At 60.9% G+C, this 16,277-nt stretch carries 15 protein-coding genes; 7 read left to right on the top strand and 8 right to left on the bottom strand.

Annotated features, from left to right (window positions below):
- Positions 1–29: 29 nt before the first annotated feature.
- Genes HHJ06_RS07840 through gmk form a run of 3 tightly spaced genes read left to right on the top strand, consistent with a single transcriptional unit; the run spans position 30 to position 2,802 of the window.
- Positions 30–1,304: a valine--pyruvate transaminase gene (locus HHJ06_RS07840; protein WP_215428793.1), complete on the top strand. Its 1,275-nt coding sequence runs from the start codon at positions 30–32 to the stop codon at positions 1,302–1,304.
- A gap of 20 nt (positions 1,305–1,324) precedes the next feature.
- Positions 1,325–2,200, top strand: coding sequence for a YicC/YloC family endoribonuclease (locus HHJ06_RS07835; RefSeq protein WP_215428792.1), 876 nt, complete (start codon positions 1,325–1,327; stop codon positions 2,198–2,200).
- A gap of 5 nt (positions 2,201–2,205) precedes the next feature.
- Positions 2,206–2,802: a guanylate kinase gene (gmk, locus tag HHJ06_RS07830; RefSeq protein ID WP_251841464.1), complete on the top strand. Its 597-nt coding sequence runs from the start codon at positions 2,206–2,208 to the stop codon at positions 2,800–2,802.
- Positions 2,803–3,002: 200 nt separating this feature from the next.
- On the opposite strand, the gene HHJ06_RS07825 is transcribed toward gmk, so the two are convergent.
- Complete coding sequence (locus HHJ06_RS07825) at positions 3,003–4,877, bottom strand: SLC13 family permease (RefSeq protein WP_215428790.1); 1,875 nt, start codon at positions 4,875–4,877, stop codon at positions 3,003–3,005.
- A 132-nt stretch (positions 4,878–5,009) separates the two neighbouring features.
- On the opposite strand from HHJ06_RS07825, the gene gluQRS reads away from it, so the two are divergent.
- Positions 5,010–5,855, top strand: coding sequence for a tRNA glutamyl-Q(34) synthetase GluQRS (gluQRS, locus tag HHJ06_RS07820; RefSeq protein WP_215428789.1), 846 nt, complete (start codon positions 5,010–5,012; stop codon positions 5,853–5,855).
- Positions 5,856–5,904: 49 nt separating this feature from the next.
- On the opposite strand, the gene HHJ06_RS07815 is transcribed toward gluQRS, so the two are convergent.
- The 7 genes from HHJ06_RS07815 to HHJ06_RS07785 all read right to left on the bottom strand — a co-directional run bounded on the left by HHJ06_RS07815 (position 5,905) and on the right by HHJ06_RS07785 (position 11,631).
- Entirely contained in the window at positions 5,905–6,390 is a 486-nt protein-coding gene (locus HHJ06_RS07815; protein ID WP_215428788.1) for a hypothetical protein, read from the bottom strand.
- A 6-nt stretch (positions 6,391–6,396) separates the two neighbouring features.
- On the bottom strand, positions 6,397–6,828 hold the full coding sequence (locus HHJ06_RS07810) for a hypothetical protein (protein ID WP_102714483.1): 432 nt from the start codon (positions 6,826–6,828) through the stop codon (positions 6,397–6,399).
- 39 nt (positions 6,829–6,867) lie between these two features.
- On the bottom strand, positions 6,868–7,794 hold the full coding sequence (gene menA, locus HHJ06_RS07805; RefSeq protein ID WP_215428787.1) for a 1,4-dihydroxy-2-naphthoate octaprenyltransferase: 927 nt from the start codon (positions 7,792–7,794) through the stop codon (positions 6,868–6,870).
- A gap of 27 nt (positions 7,795–7,821) precedes the next feature.
- Complete coding sequence (locus tag HHJ06_RS07800) at positions 7,822–8,529, bottom strand: type I 3-dehydroquinate dehydratase (RefSeq protein WP_215428786.1); 708 nt, start codon at positions 8,527–8,529, stop codon at positions 7,822–7,824.
- A 179-nt stretch (positions 8,530–8,708) separates the two neighbouring features.
- On the bottom strand, positions 8,709–9,635 hold the full coding sequence (locus HHJ06_RS07795; RefSeq protein WP_215428785.1) for a ThuA domain-containing protein: 927 nt from the start codon (positions 9,633–9,635) through the stop codon (positions 8,709–8,711).
- 158 nt (positions 9,636–9,793) lie between these two features.
- The gene (locus tag HHJ06_RS07790) at positions 9,794–10,714 is read right to left on the bottom strand and encodes a phage capsid protein (RefSeq protein ID WP_215428784.1); all 921 of its coding nucleotides are present in this window, start codon (positions 10,712–10,714) and stop codon (positions 9,794–9,796) included.
- A gap of 227 nt (positions 10,715–10,941) precedes the next feature.
- Positions 10,942–11,631: a polyphenol oxidase family protein gene (locus HHJ06_RS07785; RefSeq protein WP_215428783.1), complete on the bottom strand. Its 690-nt coding sequence runs from the start codon at positions 11,629–11,631 to the stop codon at positions 10,942–10,944.
- 187 nt (positions 11,632–11,818) lie between these two features.
- Between HHJ06_RS07785 and HHJ06_RS07780 the strand changes: the two genes are divergently transcribed.
- The 3 genes from HHJ06_RS07780 to secD all read left to right on the top strand — a co-directional run bounded on the left by HHJ06_RS07780 (position 11,819) and on the right by secD (position 16,243).
- On the top strand, positions 11,819–12,508 hold the full coding sequence (locus HHJ06_RS07780) for an outer membrane lipoprotein-sorting protein (RefSeq protein WP_215428782.1): 690 nt from the start codon (positions 11,819–11,821) through the stop codon (positions 12,506–12,508).
- 137 nt (positions 12,509–12,645) lie between these two features.
- Complete coding sequence (locus HHJ06_RS07775) at positions 12,646–13,614, top strand: polysaccharide deacetylase family protein (RefSeq protein ID WP_215428781.1); 969 nt, start codon at positions 12,646–12,648, stop codon at positions 13,612–13,614.
- A gap of 196 nt (positions 13,615–13,810) precedes the next feature.
- Positions 13,811–16,243, top strand: a complete 2,433-nt coding sequence (secD, locus tag HHJ06_RS07770) for a protein translocase subunit SecD (RefSeq protein ID WP_215428780.1) — start codon at positions 13,811–13,813, stop codon at positions 16,241–16,243.
- Positions 16,244–16,277: the final 34 nt, after the last annotated feature.

Raw genomic sequence — 16,277 nt, 5'->3', positions numbered from 1 at the left:
AACGCGCATGCGGCTACAATGCCCGCGGCATGATGCAATTATCGGAGATCGGAGGCCACCTGACGGCCAGAACGGGTATTGATGATTTGATGGAGGATTTATTCAAGGCCCTCCATTCGGGGGATGCCGGCCTGTGCCAGCTGAACGGCGGCAGCCCCGCCGTCATTCCGGAAGTAACGGAACTCTGGCGCCGCAGCATGGCGGAGCTGGTGCGGAATGGAAAATTTGACGTGCTAGTAGGGCATTACGCCCATCCGGGCGGGGACCCCGGCTTCATCCGCGCCCTGGTCCGCTTCCTCAATGAACGCTGCGGCTGGAACCTGAAGCCGGAGAACGTGGCGATCACCCAGGGCGGCCAGATGGCCTGCTTCACGCTCTTCAACATGCTCGCGGGTCCCTGCAAGAATGGTTGCGTGCGTGAAATCCTCTTCCCCCTGTGCCCGGATTATGTGGGCTACCAGTCCCAGTCCCTGTGCGGCGGCATGATGTTCCGGGGCATCCGGCCCGGCATCCGCATGCTGGACGGCCATACGTTCAAGTACGTGATTGACTTTGACCGCCTGGACATCCGCCCGGAAACGGCCGCCATCTGCATGTCCCGCCCCACCAATCCCACCGGCAACGTGGTGACGGATGAAGAGCTGGACCGCCTGCGGGAAATGGCCGCCCGTGCCGGGGTGCCCCTGATGATTGACAACGCGTACGGACCGCCGCTGCCCAACATCTGCTTTGTGCCCGTAAATCCGGCGTGGGACGAAAACATGATCCTGACCATGAGCCTGTCCAAGATCGGATTGCCCGGCACGCGCACCGGAATTGTCATTGCGCGTCCGGACATCATCCGGGCGGTGGTCAGCATGGTCACCACCTCCTCCCTGTGCCCGAACAACCTGGGCCAGGCGCTGGTAACCCCTTATCTGGAAGACGGCACGCTGGAACGCGTGTGCCGTGAAACCCTCACGCCGTTCTACCGCCGCCAGGTGGAATTCGCCCTCTCCCTGCTGCCTGAACTCTTTGGAGAATCCATCCCGTGGCGCGTCCACAAGAGTGAAGGAGCCATGTTCCTGTGGCTCTGGTTTGAGGGGTTGCCCATCACGTGCCAGGAACTCTATGAACGGTGCAAGGCGCGCGGCTGCTTTGTGAATCCGGGCCATCACTTCTTCTTTGCCCTTCCGGAAGAAGGGGAACCCTGGCCGCACCGGCATGAATGCATCCGCATCAGCTTCACCCAGGCGGAGGACTTGCTGCGCAAGGGCCTCTCCATCGTGGCTGACGAGGTGAAAAAAGCCTACTCCCATTCTTAATCCCAATCTGAACCGTATCCATGAACAGCATGACCGGCTTTGGTAGAGCCGTTGCCCAGACAGACCGTTACAACATCCTTGTTGAAATCTCCGGAGTAAACCGCAAGCAGACGGAAATTGCCGTCAACGTGCCCCGCAGCTATGCGGAATGGGACGCCTCCGTGCGCTCCATTGTCCAGGGGGCCGTTTCCCGCGGCCGCGTAGGTGTTTCCGTCTCCGTGGAACGGCTGGAGGAAGCGGACGGCTCCCTCCAGCTTGATGAAAAAAAACTGGCTTCCCTGGCGGGGCTCCTGAACCGCGCGGCTGACCTGGCCGGGCAGCCCATGCCCCTTCAGGCGTCCGACCTGCTGAGGCTGGAAATCATCACCTCCGCGGCGGAAACCGCCCTGTCTCCGGAAGAAGCGTGGCCGGTGGTGGAAGAGGCTCTCAAGGGTGCCCTGAAAGACTTCATCGCCATGCGCGCGGCGGAAGGCGCCAACCTGAAAACGGATGTGCTGGGCAAGCTGGACACGCTGGAACAATTCCGTCTCAAGATTGCGGAACACGCCCCGTCCGTCCCCGCAAGATTGCGTGAAGCCATGCTCAAGCGCCTGGCGGATGCCGACCTGTCCGTCTCTGCGGACGATGAACGCATCATCCGGGAGGTGGCCCTGTTTGCGGACAAGTGCGACATTTCCGAGGAAATCACGCGTCTTTCCTCCCACTTTGACCAGTTCCGCACCCTGTGCGCGTCCTCCGCTCCCGCGGGCAGGCCCCTGGACTTCCTCTGCCAGGAAATCTTCCGGGAATTCAACACCATCGGTTCCAAGGCGAATGACTCCACGCTGTCCCATCTGGTGGTTTCCGCCAAGACGGAACTGGAAAAAATCAGGGAACAGGTTCAGAACATCGAATGACAGCCATGAAACAGCCATTGGGATCTTTGCTGGTAGTGTCCGGACCGTCCGGTTCCGGGAAAACGACCCTGTGCCGCCGCGCGACGGAAGACGGGCTGTGCGTGTACAGCATCTCCTGCACCACGCGCCAGCCCCGGCAGGGTGAGGCGGACGGGGTGGACTACCACTTCCTGACTCCTGAAGAATTCACGGACAGGGTGCAGAAAGGGCATTTTCTGGAACATGCGGAGGTACACGGCAACCATTACGGGACATTGAAGGCGGACATCCTGAACCTTCTGGAGCAGGGTAAAAGCGTGGTGATGGACATTGACGTTCAGGGGGCGGAGCAGATCCGCGCCTGTGTGGACGGCATTCTTCCCAAATGCTATACGGACGTTTATATCTACGTGCCGCAGGAGGAGCTGAGAAACCGCCTCTGCGGCCGCCAGACGGATGAAGACGAGGTGATCTCCCTGCGCCTGCGCAATGCCGCGCAGGAGGACGCCTGCCTGCCCCGGTACCAGTATTGCCTGGTTTCCTCCGACCGGGAAACGGACTACGCCGCCTTTGCCGCCCTGCTCAAGTGCCAGTCCATGCGCGTGGCGCTGATGCGGGAATAGGACTCCTGGGTGCTGGATTCCCGAAATCCCGTGTGCCTTTTTTCTCCGCTTTCCGGTTGTTCTGGAAAGATTGGACGGGATGCTTTCTCCTTGTTCTGCGGTCAGGGTCCCATGACCCGGAAAAACCGGTTCGTCCTTTTCCTCATCCATAAAGAAGCCAGGGGTATTTTCCCTGGCTTTTTTCCAGAAAACACGCGCCTCTATTTAAGAGGGTACAGCCAGCCGACGGTGCAGGTGAAGATGATCCACAGGAGGATGTTGAGGGGGAGGCCCACCTTGACGAAGTCCTTGAATTTGTAACCGCCGGCGTTGTAGACGTAGGTATTGGTCTGGTAGCCGATGGGGGTGGAGAAGCTGGCGCTGGCGCCGAACATGACGGCAAGGATGAAGGGGATGGGGTTGGCGTCAAATTGCAGGGCCATTTCATAGGCCAGCGGCCCCATGACGGCGGCCACGGCGTTGTTGGAGATCATTTCCGTCATGATGGAGCAGATCAGGTACAGGCCGGAGATGGCCACCAGGCACCCCATGGGCCCTATGTTGTCCACTACGCCGAAGGCGATGGCCTTGGCGAGCCCGGTTTTGCTCATGGCGTCCCCCACGCAGAGCATGCCCAGAATCAGGAAGATGATGCCCCAGTCCACGGCCTGGTATGCTTCCTTGGGCTTGATGCAGCCGGAGATGACGACGATCAGGGCGCCGATGAACGCCAGGTAGAAGGGGTTGAAGCGGGCGAAGAATTTGAAGAAGTCCCCGTATTGTTCAAAGGAACCCAGCAGGCCGATGAGGATGAACAACCCCATGGCAAAGATGGCCCAGCCCTGCTTGCTGCGGTTATGCGCATCCGCGGGGCGCTGGCTCAGGGGGATGATGCGCTGCTTGGTCAGGATGCGGTTCATGCCTTCCTGCGGCCCTTCCAGCAGCAGGGTGTCCCCGGCGGCCAGCTTGGTGTCCGGCCCCATGTCCGTGATGTTCCTGCCCTGCCTGTGGATGGCGAGCACGAAGATGTTGAACCGCTGGCGCAGTTTGAGCTCGGACAGGGAAAGCCCGGCGAATTCCGAGTTGTTGGCGATCATGCCTTCCACGATTTGCACGTCGCGCTGTTCCAGGGTTTCCAGGCCGCGGCTGTCGTCCCAGCCCAGGTCCACGCCCTTGGCCTCCCGGACCTGGTTGACTTTCCTGGCGTTGCAGAGGAAGAGGATGCGGTCGCCTTCCTCCAGGTTGATGTGCTGTAGTTCCTCCTGCATGGAGAAGCCCTTGCGGCGCACTTCCACGATTTTGGTGCCCAGCAGTTCGGATTGCATCAGGCTGATGGGAGTGGTGCCGATGTGGGGGGAGCCTGCGGGAATTCTGACCTGGAGCAGGAAGTCCCGCTGGATGCCGCCCGGCAACATGGTGGACAGGGTGGGGCGGGAGGGCAGCCATTTGCGGCCCACCGTCCAGAGGTAGAGCAGCCCAGCCGCCGCATAAATAAGCCCCATGGGCGTCACCGTGAACATCTGGATGCCTTCATAGCCCAGTTTCTGCACCTGGCCCAGCACCACGACGTTGGTGGAGGTGCCCACCACGGAGCAGGTGCCTCCCAGGATGGTGGCGTAGGAAAGGGGGATGAGCAGTTTGGAGGCCGCGATGTTGTGGTCCCGGCAGAAGGCCAGGACAATGGGCATCAGGATGACGACCACGGGCGTGTTGTTGACGAAGGGGGAGACCATGAACGCTCCCAGCGTGATGACCAGCAGGGCGGTCAGTTCCCTGCCTTTGGCTACCTTGTTGAAGAGTTTGGAGAGGTCTCCGATGAGCCCCGTTCTTTCCAGGGAGGCGCTCAGGATGAACATGCATACCACGGTCAGCGGGCCGCTGTTGGCAAAGCTGGACAGAACGTCGCTGGTGCTCAGGATGCCCGTAAGCATGAGCACGGCGGTGCCGGCCAGGGCGGTTATTTCCACGGGCATCCATTCCTTGATGAAGCAGATGAAGAGGAGGAGGAGCAGAATACCCACAATCCATTGCTGGGCGGCTGCCGTCTCCATCCAGCCCATGACGGCGGCGGAGTTGAAGTTGAAGAGGGAAGGCATGTAGTGAAAGGTGAATTTACCGGGAGAGGGCCCAACTCTCCTACTTTCCCGGCCCCTTTCTGTCAAGCCGCAATAATTTTCCGGAAAGGGTTTGAAAAGGCGCCTGCGCTTTTTTATGGTGGAATGCGCCGCATGGAATCCCCCATAGTAACAAGGTTTGCCCCCAGCCCTACGGGGCGTCTTCATTTGGGGCATGCCCTGGCCGCGTGGGAGGCCCGTTCCCTGGCGGACCGTTTTTCCGGAAGGTGCGTGCTGAGGATGGAGGATATTGACCAGACGCGGTGCCGTCCCGGTTTTGTGGAGGGGATTCTGGAAGACCTGGATTGGCTGGGCATCCGTTTTGACGGCCCCATGATGGTCCAGTCCTCCCGCTTCAGCGCTTATGAAAACGCCCTCCAGGTGCTGAAGGACCGCGGGGTGCTTTACCCCTGTTTCTGCACGCGCCGGGAGATTGCGGAAGAAGTGGCCGCCATGGGCGGCGCGCCGCAGGGGGGGCAGGTGGATATTTATCCGGGAACCTGCCGCCAGCTTGACAAGGGGCGCAGGAAGGAGCTTCTCAAGTCCGGCAGGCCCTTTTCATGGCGGCTGGACTGCCGCGCCGCCGCGCGTATTACGGGACCTCTGTTGTGGAGGGACATGCGGTTCGGCGGCCAGGTTTGCCGCCCGGAGGAGCTGGGGGACGTGATTCTGGGGCGCAAGGATTGCCCGGCCAGCTACCACATTGCCGTGGTGGTGGATGATGCGGCGCAGGGGGTCACCCATGTGAGCCGGGGGGAGGATTTGCTCCCCGTTACCGGTATTCACCGTACGCTCCAGGCCCTGCTGGGGCTCCCCGTGCCGCAGTGGTACCATCACCGGCTGGTGAAGGATGCCGCCGGAAAGAGGCTTGCCAAGAGAGACCGGAGCCTGAGCCTTCAGGAGATGCGCGCCGCGGGCATGAAGCCGGAGGACGTGTTCCGCCTGATGCGGGAGAGCTGAGAATGCCGCCGCGTTTCCTTGGCCGGGGCGCCGTGTTCCGGAGGGGGAGTCAGGCGCGGGATTCCGGCCGCGGTTTTCCCGCGACGGGGCGTATTCCGCCTTTTCCCATGCAGAGAAGGCACGCCCAGGCCGCCGCCAGGGTAAGCAGGAGAAGCGCGCAGAAGGAGACCAGCAGGTTCAGGTGCCCCAGCGGGATGATCCACGCGGGCGGCATGAGTCCCATGCCGGCCAGTACCTCCGGCAGCCACGCAAAGGCGCTCTGGGAAAGCAGGAGGACAGCCGTGAAGGCCAGTCCTGCGGCCAGGGAGAGCCGTACCGCCGGAAGAACGGGGCCCAGCGTTTCCCGGACGTTTTTTCCCATGGCCCGGATGGTTCCGGCAAGCAGGGCTGTGAAAAACAGCGGGGCCAGCAGGGCTGCGGAGGGCAGGCTGTTCCAATAGCTCCATGCGCACAGGGGGGAGGCGGCCGCCAGGATGCCGGCGCTTTTAACCAGAAGGCCCCGTTGCGGCGGGGCGGATGCCGCGGCGTGGTTCATCTCCGTTTAATCAGGCCAGACGTTGCCGGGCGTGCTGCCCTGCGTGATGACTACTTCCTGGCCTATTTTCAAGGTGAAGGTGGGCGTTACTTCCTGCTGGACTTCCACCAGCTCGTTCGTGTCCTTGAGCTTGACGCGCACGCGGATCATTTTGGTGGCTTCCACCCTGCCGTCCACGATGGAGCCGGTGGCGGACGCCAGCTTGGAGGTGCCCATGCCGATGATGCCGGGCGTCATGGCTTCCGCCGCCGTGCCCGCCATGTTGGCGAAGGTGCCGTCATCAGCGGAGGTCAGCACGTTGATTTCCTTGATGCGGACCACGTTGCCCAGCTTGATTGTCGTCACCTTGCCGGTGGCGATTTCCAGGGTGCTTTTTTGAGTGCAGGAGAAGAAGACGGGCAGAATGAGAAAAACGGGAATGAATTTTAGCAGATTCATGAATACGCAGGTTACTACGTTGGAAAAAGGGAGGCTTTTTCAGTGCGGGGGCAGAATTGTGTATGTAGCCAGGTACAGGAGCAGGTGCACGGAGGAGAGGGCCAGGACCTTGTTCATGCGTTTGTCCGCGGGCGTTTTGCGGATCAGGAGCATCAGGTAGCCGCCGAAGAGGATGGAGGGAATCCACATCCACCACGTGTGGGACAGGTTCAGGTGAAGAGCCCGGCTGGAGGTGGGCAGCGTGATGTACGCCGCCAGAATGAAGGACTGGGCCATGGCGCGCGCCTTTCCCTCCCCCAGCCGGACGGCCAGCGTGCGCTTGCCCGTGGTAAGGTCCTCCTTCCTGTCGCGTATGTTGTTGACGGCGATCATGACGGCGCACAGGAGGCCGCATTGAATGCCCACCACGATGCCGGCGTTGTACACCGCCAGGGATTCCACCAGCGTGCCGGGAACTACCGGCGCCGTGCCAATCTGCACCAGGATGGTGCCCAGAACGGCCACCAGGCCGAAGAAGAGGATGACGAATATTTCCCCCAGCCCCTTGTAAGCCAGCGGCCACGGGCCGCCCGTATACCCGTAGGTGAAGTAGAGGGAGGGAATGCCGATGGCGACGATGGGCCATCCGCGCAGTTCAATGAGGGGAAGGGCCAGCAGGCAGGCCCCCAGCAGGAAGGCGGCGCCTGTGAGCATGACCGTTCCGTGGGAGAGCGCCCCGCTGGCCGTCATGCGCACGGGGCCGGTGCGCTTGTCCGTGTCCGCGTGCTTGGCGTTGTCAATGGCGTCATTGAAAAAATTGCAGGCAATCTGGAGGCACAGGCACGCGGCAAAGGTCAGGAGGGCCAGGCGCAGGTCCCAGTTACCCGTCAGTTTCTGCACCACCATGCAGCCTGCCCACACCGGAATCAGGGAGGCGGTGAGCGTCTTGGGGCGTGCCGCCAGAAAGGCGGAAGTAATGATGTTCATGAGAGAGCGTAAGAAGAGGCGCGGGTATCAGCGGAGAATGGGGCCGAGATGGCGGAGGGTTTCCTTGATGAGGGAGACGTGCCACTGGCCCGGAGCCGTTTCCCGGTCTCCCAGGTAGCCGTATACCAGGCGGCTGCCAAGCTGGGAGTACAGCAGGCGGGATACGGGCCCCATGGGTCCCATGCCCATCACGGCAATAGGCCCCTTTGGCTTGGTGAAAAGCTGCACGCCCGTCTGGATGTCCGAGGCAAGGCAGGGCGTGAACGCGAATTTGACGATGTCCGCCTTATGCGCGCGCGCCCTTTTTTCCAGCTCCCGCAGGTAGTCCACGCCGGGCGTAATCTGGAAGTCATGGGTGGAGCCGATGACGAGCACGTCCCGCTCCCCGGCTTCCATAATCAGTTCCCTGGCGTGGCGCATGGCCTTGATTTCAATGTCAATGGCGGTAGCGTACGGCAGGTACGCCCGCAGCAGGGAGAAACGTTCTTCCTCCGGAATGCGGCGCAGCCCCCCTTCCTCATGGCAGCGTACGGTGACCAGCAGGGGCATTTCCGGCCTGAACTTCATGACCTCCTCAGGCGCGAGTTCCGGAGGAAGGGCGTCCACACGCAGTTCCACACAGTCGCACTGGTCCGTTAAATCTTTTCCTTTCAGCGTTTTCCACAGCTCCCAGGAGGTAACGGACGCAACGATTTTCGGCGGATAGGTTTGATGTTCACGTAAAATCTGCTGCATACATCCTACTATCCCAGCTAAGGAAGGAAGGTCAATCTTCTATTGATGACATTACCCCATTTTGGCGCACGGAAAATGTCAGCTTTTCCATGGAGGCGCAACGCTACGCCACCGGAGCGGGAACATGGGCCGGCTCCGGGTGTAAAAGCGCGGGGCGGCATGCGTAAATGCGTGCCCGTTCAGGGGGAAACCATCTGAAGGAGGATATGGGGGAGGGGGCGCAGGGAAGGTTTTTCCCGGTCCGGAAAATCTCCGGGAACGGCGTAGTGGACCGGTTTTCCCGCCAGCCAGTCCAGGGCGCGGAACAGCAGGGTCTGGAAGGCGGCGCATTGAATCCCCTTCAGATTGGCGTCTCCCGGCCAGACGTGGCCCAGCGTGGAGGTGTACACGCGCCCTTTTCCGTATTGGACCGTCCATTCCACCGGGAAATTGAGGCCCGTCAGCGGGTCGCGCGCATAGGAAAGCACCTGGACTTGTTCCGCCGGGCCGCGTACGTAGCGGTACACTTCAATGTCCGCCGTTCTCCAGCGGCGCGGCAGTTCCGCATGGATGGGGTGTTCTCCCAGGCGCGTGACCAGCGCATCCACGCGGTCGCCGTGGGACGTGGGGCCCCCCTCGCCAGGTGGAAGGCGCAGGATGGTTTCATCATCCGTAATGACCAGGGATGTACCGTAATCCCGCGGCCTCCATCCCAGCCCGATCATGCGGTTGTATTCCGGCCACCGGGGAAAGGCGTTGTTGGCGGAATGAAAGGCCAGCATGCCGCCTCCGTCCGTGAGGTACTGCTCCAGGGCTTTTTTCGCTCCGGCGCCCCATTCGGGGCCGTTCGTTCCGCCATTGGTATTCTGGATGACCACGTCGTAGCTTTTGAAATCCGGCTTCCATGCCTCCCGCTCCGCCTCCGGAGCCCGGGCCGGGAAGGTGCTCACGTCCACGGAATAGCTGCCCTCCTTCTCCAGCAGCATCCGGAGGCAGGCGGTCGTGCGCTGCCAGTCGTGGTTGGAAAAGCCGTCCACGATCAGAACGCGTGTTTTCTCTCCGCGTGCCGTGGCGCATGCCGCCAGCAGGAGCATGCAGAGTACCAGATGAAAGCGTTTCCAGTTCATCCGGGCAATGTATCCGGTATGCCGGGAAAGTCAAATTTACGTTTTGGGAGCGTGCGCGCGTACCGGCGGAAAAACGAAAGCCCCGGACCGCAGGGCGGGTCCGGGGCGCCTCCCTTCATGAAAGAGGGGAGGGGTTCAGGGTTAACGTGGTCCGGGGATTAACTAACCCCTTCGTCACACAGGATTTTGACAAAGCCTTCTTCCTGGAGGCGGGTGGCTCCGCAGGCGAATTTGGCGCGGATCTGGAGGGCTTCCTCCATGTCGTCACGCACGGAAAGCTTCACCTTGAAGTCGTTCCAGATACCGAACTGCGCCTTGCTCTTCACCCAGGCCAGGCAGGAACGGGTGCCGTTGTCCGCCTTGGGCAGCCGCTGGGTGCGGATGAACTTGAAGCCCATGAAGGTATCTATCTTCCCTTCCACCAGGGCTTTCACGTTATTGAAGTCATAACTGCTGACCTCCGTTTCCCGCAGCAGGCTCATGATCTGGGAACTGGTGACCGCAATGACGAGCTGGTCGCCGAACTGCGGGGCGTCCTGGTTCCAGGCTTCATTTTCCTCAAAAAGCTGGAGAGCCGCGCGCAGCTTGGCCACGGTGAGGTTGCTGGCTCCCTTGGTGCCGCTGTCCACGTGGTCCACGGGGATCTGCTGGCTTTCCTTGAACGGAACGGCGGTCATGCCGTCCTCGCCCACGTAATTCGTGTCCAGGAAGCCGGAAATCATCACGTCGTCCATGCGGCGCCCGGCGGCGGCCTGGAGGCCTTCGATCGTCTTGCTGACGGGAAGGTCCATGTCGCCCAGGCGGGTTGCGTCAAATTCATCGTAGCCGATGGCCTTGGTGAAGGTGCGCGGACGCATGGAGCGGCGCGTGGTGGGCGCCTCGTTCAGAACGGTCTGGCCCACGCGGGTTGTTTTTTCCGTGAAGTCCAGAACGCCGAATTGGTCCAGAAAGACCACCTTGCCGCTCAAGTCGCGCATGACGCTGACGTACTTGTCCAGCCGGGAGGCGTGCTGCTGGAGCAGGGTGCCCCATTTCCTGGTGTATTTTACCTGATAGTTGTCGCTGATTGTTACTGCCATGATTGCAAATGTAATGATGTTTGAATGCGGGAACGGCAACTCGGATTGTCGGGTCCGGCGTAACCGGAACGGTCCTGCCGCGGCGGGCTGCGGCCTTGTCCCCTGCGGGATTGCGCGGCCGTGCCCTCCAGCGCCAACGGGTATGGGGCATACGGAAAAAAAGCGCACCACGGCGGAACCGTGATGCGCTGGATAAAAGGGGAGGGGAAGGCCGGGCCTTCCCGCGGTTAAAGAATGATCGGGTGCGGGCGCGTGGCGTGGTCCGGACCGAAAAGGGCCAGCATGCGGCCCGTCTGGCCTTTTTCCACGCGGTAGGAATAAAAACGCTTGGTATCGGACGCCGTGTCCAGGCCGGAGTCATGAATCTGGTCTTCCGGCACCCCTTCCTCCAGAAGCTGGGTCTTGATGGCCGTGGGGATGTCTTCCTCGTAGTGGGGGGGACGGATGCAGGGGGAAATGACGGCGATCAGGTTGGCCGGGTCCACCCCCAGGCATTTTTTCATGGACTTGATGGTGTTGGCCACAATGTTGCCGGCGGTTCCCGCCTTTCCTGAATGGATCAGGGAGCGGTGGCAGTGTTCCTTGTCATACAGCCAGACGGCGGCGCAGTCCGCCACGTAAATGGCAAGCACGCAGTCGGAAACCCCGGAACAGATCAGGCTGTCCGCGCCCTCTACGGGATAATTGGAGCCGATGTCCCCCACCAGGGCCGCCTTGGTGCCGTGCACCTGCTCGGCGCGGCGCAGGTCCTTCCACCGCCAGCCCAGGGCTTCCACTTCCGCGCGGTGGTACGGTTCCAGCCGTTCCAGCACGGTTTCCCGGTCTCCGGTTACGTCCACTCCCGGAATTCTTTCAATGAACTGGACGATTTCCCCAGGGTAGGACTGGATGGGCTTCAAGAATGCAGGCGTTTCCATAATTGATGGATCAATAGATGTCGTTGGGCACATCTTGTCGTTTTGTATAACCTAGTCGAGCAAAATCGGCGCAAAATGTCATGGACGCCGTCCGGTGACTGAGAAAAGGTTTTTTTCCGCGTTTCCGGAGTGATATGAGCAGTTCATGCTGAGCAGACGTTCTTTATTTTCCGCTTTCCTTTCGGGGATGGCCGCCGTGGTCCTTTCCCTGGCTCCTTCATTCTCCCAGCAGGCGGCCCCGGATGCCGGGCAGCTGCTGAAAAGGGTGCGCCAGGGGGCGACCCTTCAGGAAAACAAGGACGTGAAGGGGCAGATACGCAGGCGCAGCGTGAAGGTTCCCTTTTCCATGAGCCTGCGCGGCAACCTGATTGCCTTCCAGTACCAGCTGGACAATGCCTGGAACAGGTTTGACCTGAAGTTCAAGGACCGTGGCCAGGAAATCCTCTCCTGGAAAGGCGGCAAATCCGGCGTTCTGCCGGTCTCCCAGTACGCGGTCCCCATTGCCGGGACGGACGTGACGTATGAAGACCTCTCCATGCGCTACCTGTACTGGCCCCAGGCCAAGATCGTCCGGGATGACGCGGCGAGCACGGTAAAGGGCCGGGACTGCTGGATCGTTCAGATTCCGAACCCCAACCCCAAGGTGGGGCAGTATGCCTGGGTGCGCGTCTGGATTGACAAGGAAAACGGCGCCATGTGGCAGGTGGACGGCATTGACGGCCGCGGGGAGCTGGCCAAACGGTTCATGATTGATTCCGTGATGAAGCTGAAGGACGGCTCCTGGTTCTTCAAGAGGATGAAGGTGGAAGTGAGGGACCCCGCCAACCCCCGCAGGACGGTATCCGTCAGCTACATTGACATGGACAGCCCGGAGTAGGCCCCTCCTCCATTCCGGGGTATTCCCGCACGCATGGCGCCTCTCAAGCCGGGAGGCGTCTTTTTCATGCCGCACAGATGGATGATTTAGGACGTGACAAGTAGGCGGGATGGGCGTAAATCCTCCAAAAACCTGTTATGAAGAAACGTTTATTCCTTGCATGCGCCCTGGCGCTTGGGCTGTCCGCCTGTTCCCATCAGGACCAGACTGAGCAGCCGGTCCAGCCCGGCGCCCCGGTGAAGACCTCCTTTTCCCCGGTGACGGCCCCCGGAAAGAAGCCGGACCGCCCCGCCGTGAAACTGCCTGACAAGTCCGTGCCGCCGCCGTCCGTGAGCCCGTCCTACAATGACACCCCCCTTTCCCCCCGCATTCCCGGCGTTACGGTGAACCGCGTGGCCGTGCCGGACAAGGTGGTGGCCCTCACCTTTGACGACGGCCCCCACGGGACGCTGACCCCCAGGGTGCTGGACATCCTCCGCGCCAACAACGTGAAAGGGACCTTCTTCATGCAGGGCTGCAACGTCAAGGCCCACCCGCAGGTGGTCCAGCGCATGGTCAATGAAGGCCATGAAGTGGGCAACCATACGTGGAACCACGTTTACCTGAGCAAGGTTTCCCGTGAAAAGGCGGAATCCCAGCTCCAGAGCACCAATGAAGCCATCCGCAACGCCTGCGGCGTGGTTCCCGTGGTCATGCGCCCCCCCGGCGGTTACACGAACGCCGGCGTGGCCTCCTGGGCGCGCCAGCGCTTCGGCTTCACCACCATCATGTGGGATGTGGATACGAATGACTGGCGCAAGCCCGGCTCCTCCGTGGTGGCCGCCCGCGCCGTAAACGGCGCCAAGCCCGGCTCCATCATCCTGGTGCATGACATCCACGCCTCCACGGTAGCGGCTATTGACGCCATAGTGAAAGGGCTGAAAAACCGCGGGTACGAACTGGTGACCGTTTCCGAACTCATGCGCCGCGGCCGCGCGGCCTCCGGTCACGCGCCTTCCATGCCTCCTTCCCCGGCTGTTCCGGATTCCGCGCCTCTTTCCGCGCCTGTAATCGTCACTCCCGTGACGCCCGCCCCGGTCCCCGTGGAAACGGTGGCCGGCATGTAATTTCAGCGTTTCCGGTTTTCCCTTTAACCCGGTTTCCCTGCGGAAACCGGGTTTTTCATGCCCGTGGAGCGGCGCCTTTTCCGGCGTTCCGCGGGGGCGCCCTTCCTCTTAACGGGTACACGCACAGAAGGCTTGACCTGCTGGTGAAATTCTCCACAATCCCTTGCCGTATTACTCACACCCAATCCGGATTGAAATGTCTATGAATCTCCTGGCATCTGCCGATACTCTACCCGCGGCCGGCGGAACGTCCGCTCCCCTTGCGTTTATTTACGATCTCTTCAGCAACCCTCTTTTCATTTTCATCGGCGGTCTGGTATTGCTGGGCGTGTTTTTCTGGTACCTGGGTTCCGACCAGGACAGGGTCAAGCGCAACGCCGGGACGATCTTCATCATCGGCATCGCGTCCTTCTCCCTCTTCTCCCTCTTCCAGCAGGGCCTGAAGTACGGCATTGACATTGCCGGGGGCGTCTCCTTCACGCTGAGCGTGGAACCGAACATCGGGGATGACGGCAAGCCCATTCCGCTGACGGACCAGGCCATGGAACAGGCGTGCGTCATCCTGACGGAACGCCTTAACAGCACCGGAGCCAATGACGTCATCATCCGCCCGAAGAAGAAGGACAACCTGAACCTCATTGAAGTGCAGATTCCCGCCGCGGACCCCGCCAAGCGCGAGGAAACCAAGGCCATTTTGACGAAGGTCGCCAAGCTGCAAATTCTCCCCGTCCATCCGCGCAACAATGAACTGGTGGCGGAGGGCCGCATCCGCGTTCCCGGCTACCGCCTGTATGAATACACCTTCAAGAACGGCAAGGGCGAGGACGTTAAGGAAAAAATCTTCCTGGAAAAGCGTGAATCCCTGACGGGCAAGGACATTGTCCGCGCCGGGGTGGACCTGGCCCGTCCCGGCCATGTCAACGTCACCCTCAGCAACGAGGGGGCGGACAAGATGTACAACCTCACCTCCCGCATGCAGCTGGGCCATGACCGCATGGCCATTGTGCTGGATGACGTGGTCAAGAGCGCCCCCACGGTCCAGGCCATTCTTTCCAAGAGCTTTGAAATCAGCGGGCTGGACGCCCCAGGGGAGGCGGAAGCGCTGACGAAAGTGCTTTCCAATCCCCTGACCAACAAGCTCAACTTTGAATCCGCCAGTGAAATCTCCGCCTCCCTGGGCCGTACGGCCCTGCTTCAGGGGGAATATGCGGGCATTACGGGCCTGATCCTGTGCTTCATCATGATGATCATCTACTACCGCTTTGCCGGGCTGGTGGCTATCATGGGCCTGACGATCAACGCCCTGCTTCTGCTGGGGGCCATGTCCATCTTCGGCTTTGAACTGACGCTGCCGGGCATTGCCGGTATCGTGCTGACCCTGGGCGTGGCGGTGGACGCGAACGTGCTGATTTATGAACGCCTGCGGGAAGAAAAGGAAGCGGGGCGCCCCTTCCGCGTGGCTATCCGCAATTCCTTTGACAAGGCCTTCTCCGCCATTTTTGACTCCAACATCACCTCCCTCATTACCGCCGTCATCCTGTATTGGATGGCTACCGGCACCATCAAGGGCTTTGCGGTTACGCTGACGGTGGGTGTCATTACCTCCATGATCGGGGCCATCCTGGTCACCCGCGTCCTGTTCTACTGGGCGGATACGGTGGGCCTGATGAAGGACGTCAAATTCCTGAACCTCTTCAAGAACAAGAGCAACATCAACTTCATGGGCCAGAAGATATGGTCCTGCTCCCTGTCCGCCATCCTGCTGTTAATCTGCCTGGTCGTGGGCGCCATGAAGGGCAAGGACTGCCTGGGCATGGACTTCACCGGCGGTTCCTCCATCTCCTACCTGGTGAACAAGGATGAAGTTCCCTTCCGGGAAGCGGAAAATGTGGTCAACAAGCTGGCCCTGACCCAGAAGGCCACGGTGCAGGAAGTGGCTGAATCCACGGACAGCAGCAAGGTGAACATCCTGGTCAACTTCTCTGACAACGCCCAGGACAAGACGGCCATCACCAACGCGCTGAACAAAGCCTTCCCCGTGTTGAAGGATGCCCCGTTCAGTGAAGAAACCATTGGCCAGTCCATGGGTTACGACACGCTCATCACTTCCGCCTGGGCCCTCTTCTTCGGCATTCTGGGCATCATGGTTTACCTGACGGTGCGGTTTGAATGGACCTTCGCCATCGGTGCCGTTATCGCCTTGACGCATGACGTGCTGCTGGTGCTGGGGCTGGTGATCATCAGCGGAACGGAGCTGAACGTCATCCACATCGGCGCGCTGTTGACGGTGGCCGGCTACTCCATCAATGACAAAATCATCGTGTTTGACCGCATCCGTGAATTCCTCCGGTTCTCGGACCCGAATGAAAGTGCGGAAAACATCATGAATGAGGCCATCAACCAGACGCTCTCCCGTACCCTTCTGACCTCCCTCTCCACGCTGTCCGTGCTGGTGTGCCTGTACTTCTTCGGTGGTCCTTCCATGGAAGACTTCGCCTGGACGATCTCCGCGGGCATCCTGATTGGCACGTACTCCTCCATCTTCATCGCCTCCCCGGCGGCCCTCCTGTTCTCCAGGAAGCATGGTCTGCACGCGGAAGTGAAGGAAGCCATGAAGGCCGGAGCCTGAGGGGCGGCAGGAAATTGATTCATTAACTCTGACC

The sequence above is a fragment of the Akkermansia muciniphila genome, from assembly GCF_018709685.1.
GTDB classification, from domain to species: domain Bacteria; phylum Verrucomicrobiota; class Verrucomicrobiia; order Verrucomicrobiales; family Akkermansiaceae; genus Akkermansia; species Akkermansia muciniphila_E.
The sequence above is the reverse complement of the archived record's forward strand: the minus strand, read 5'-3'. Positions and strand labels throughout refer to the sequence as shown.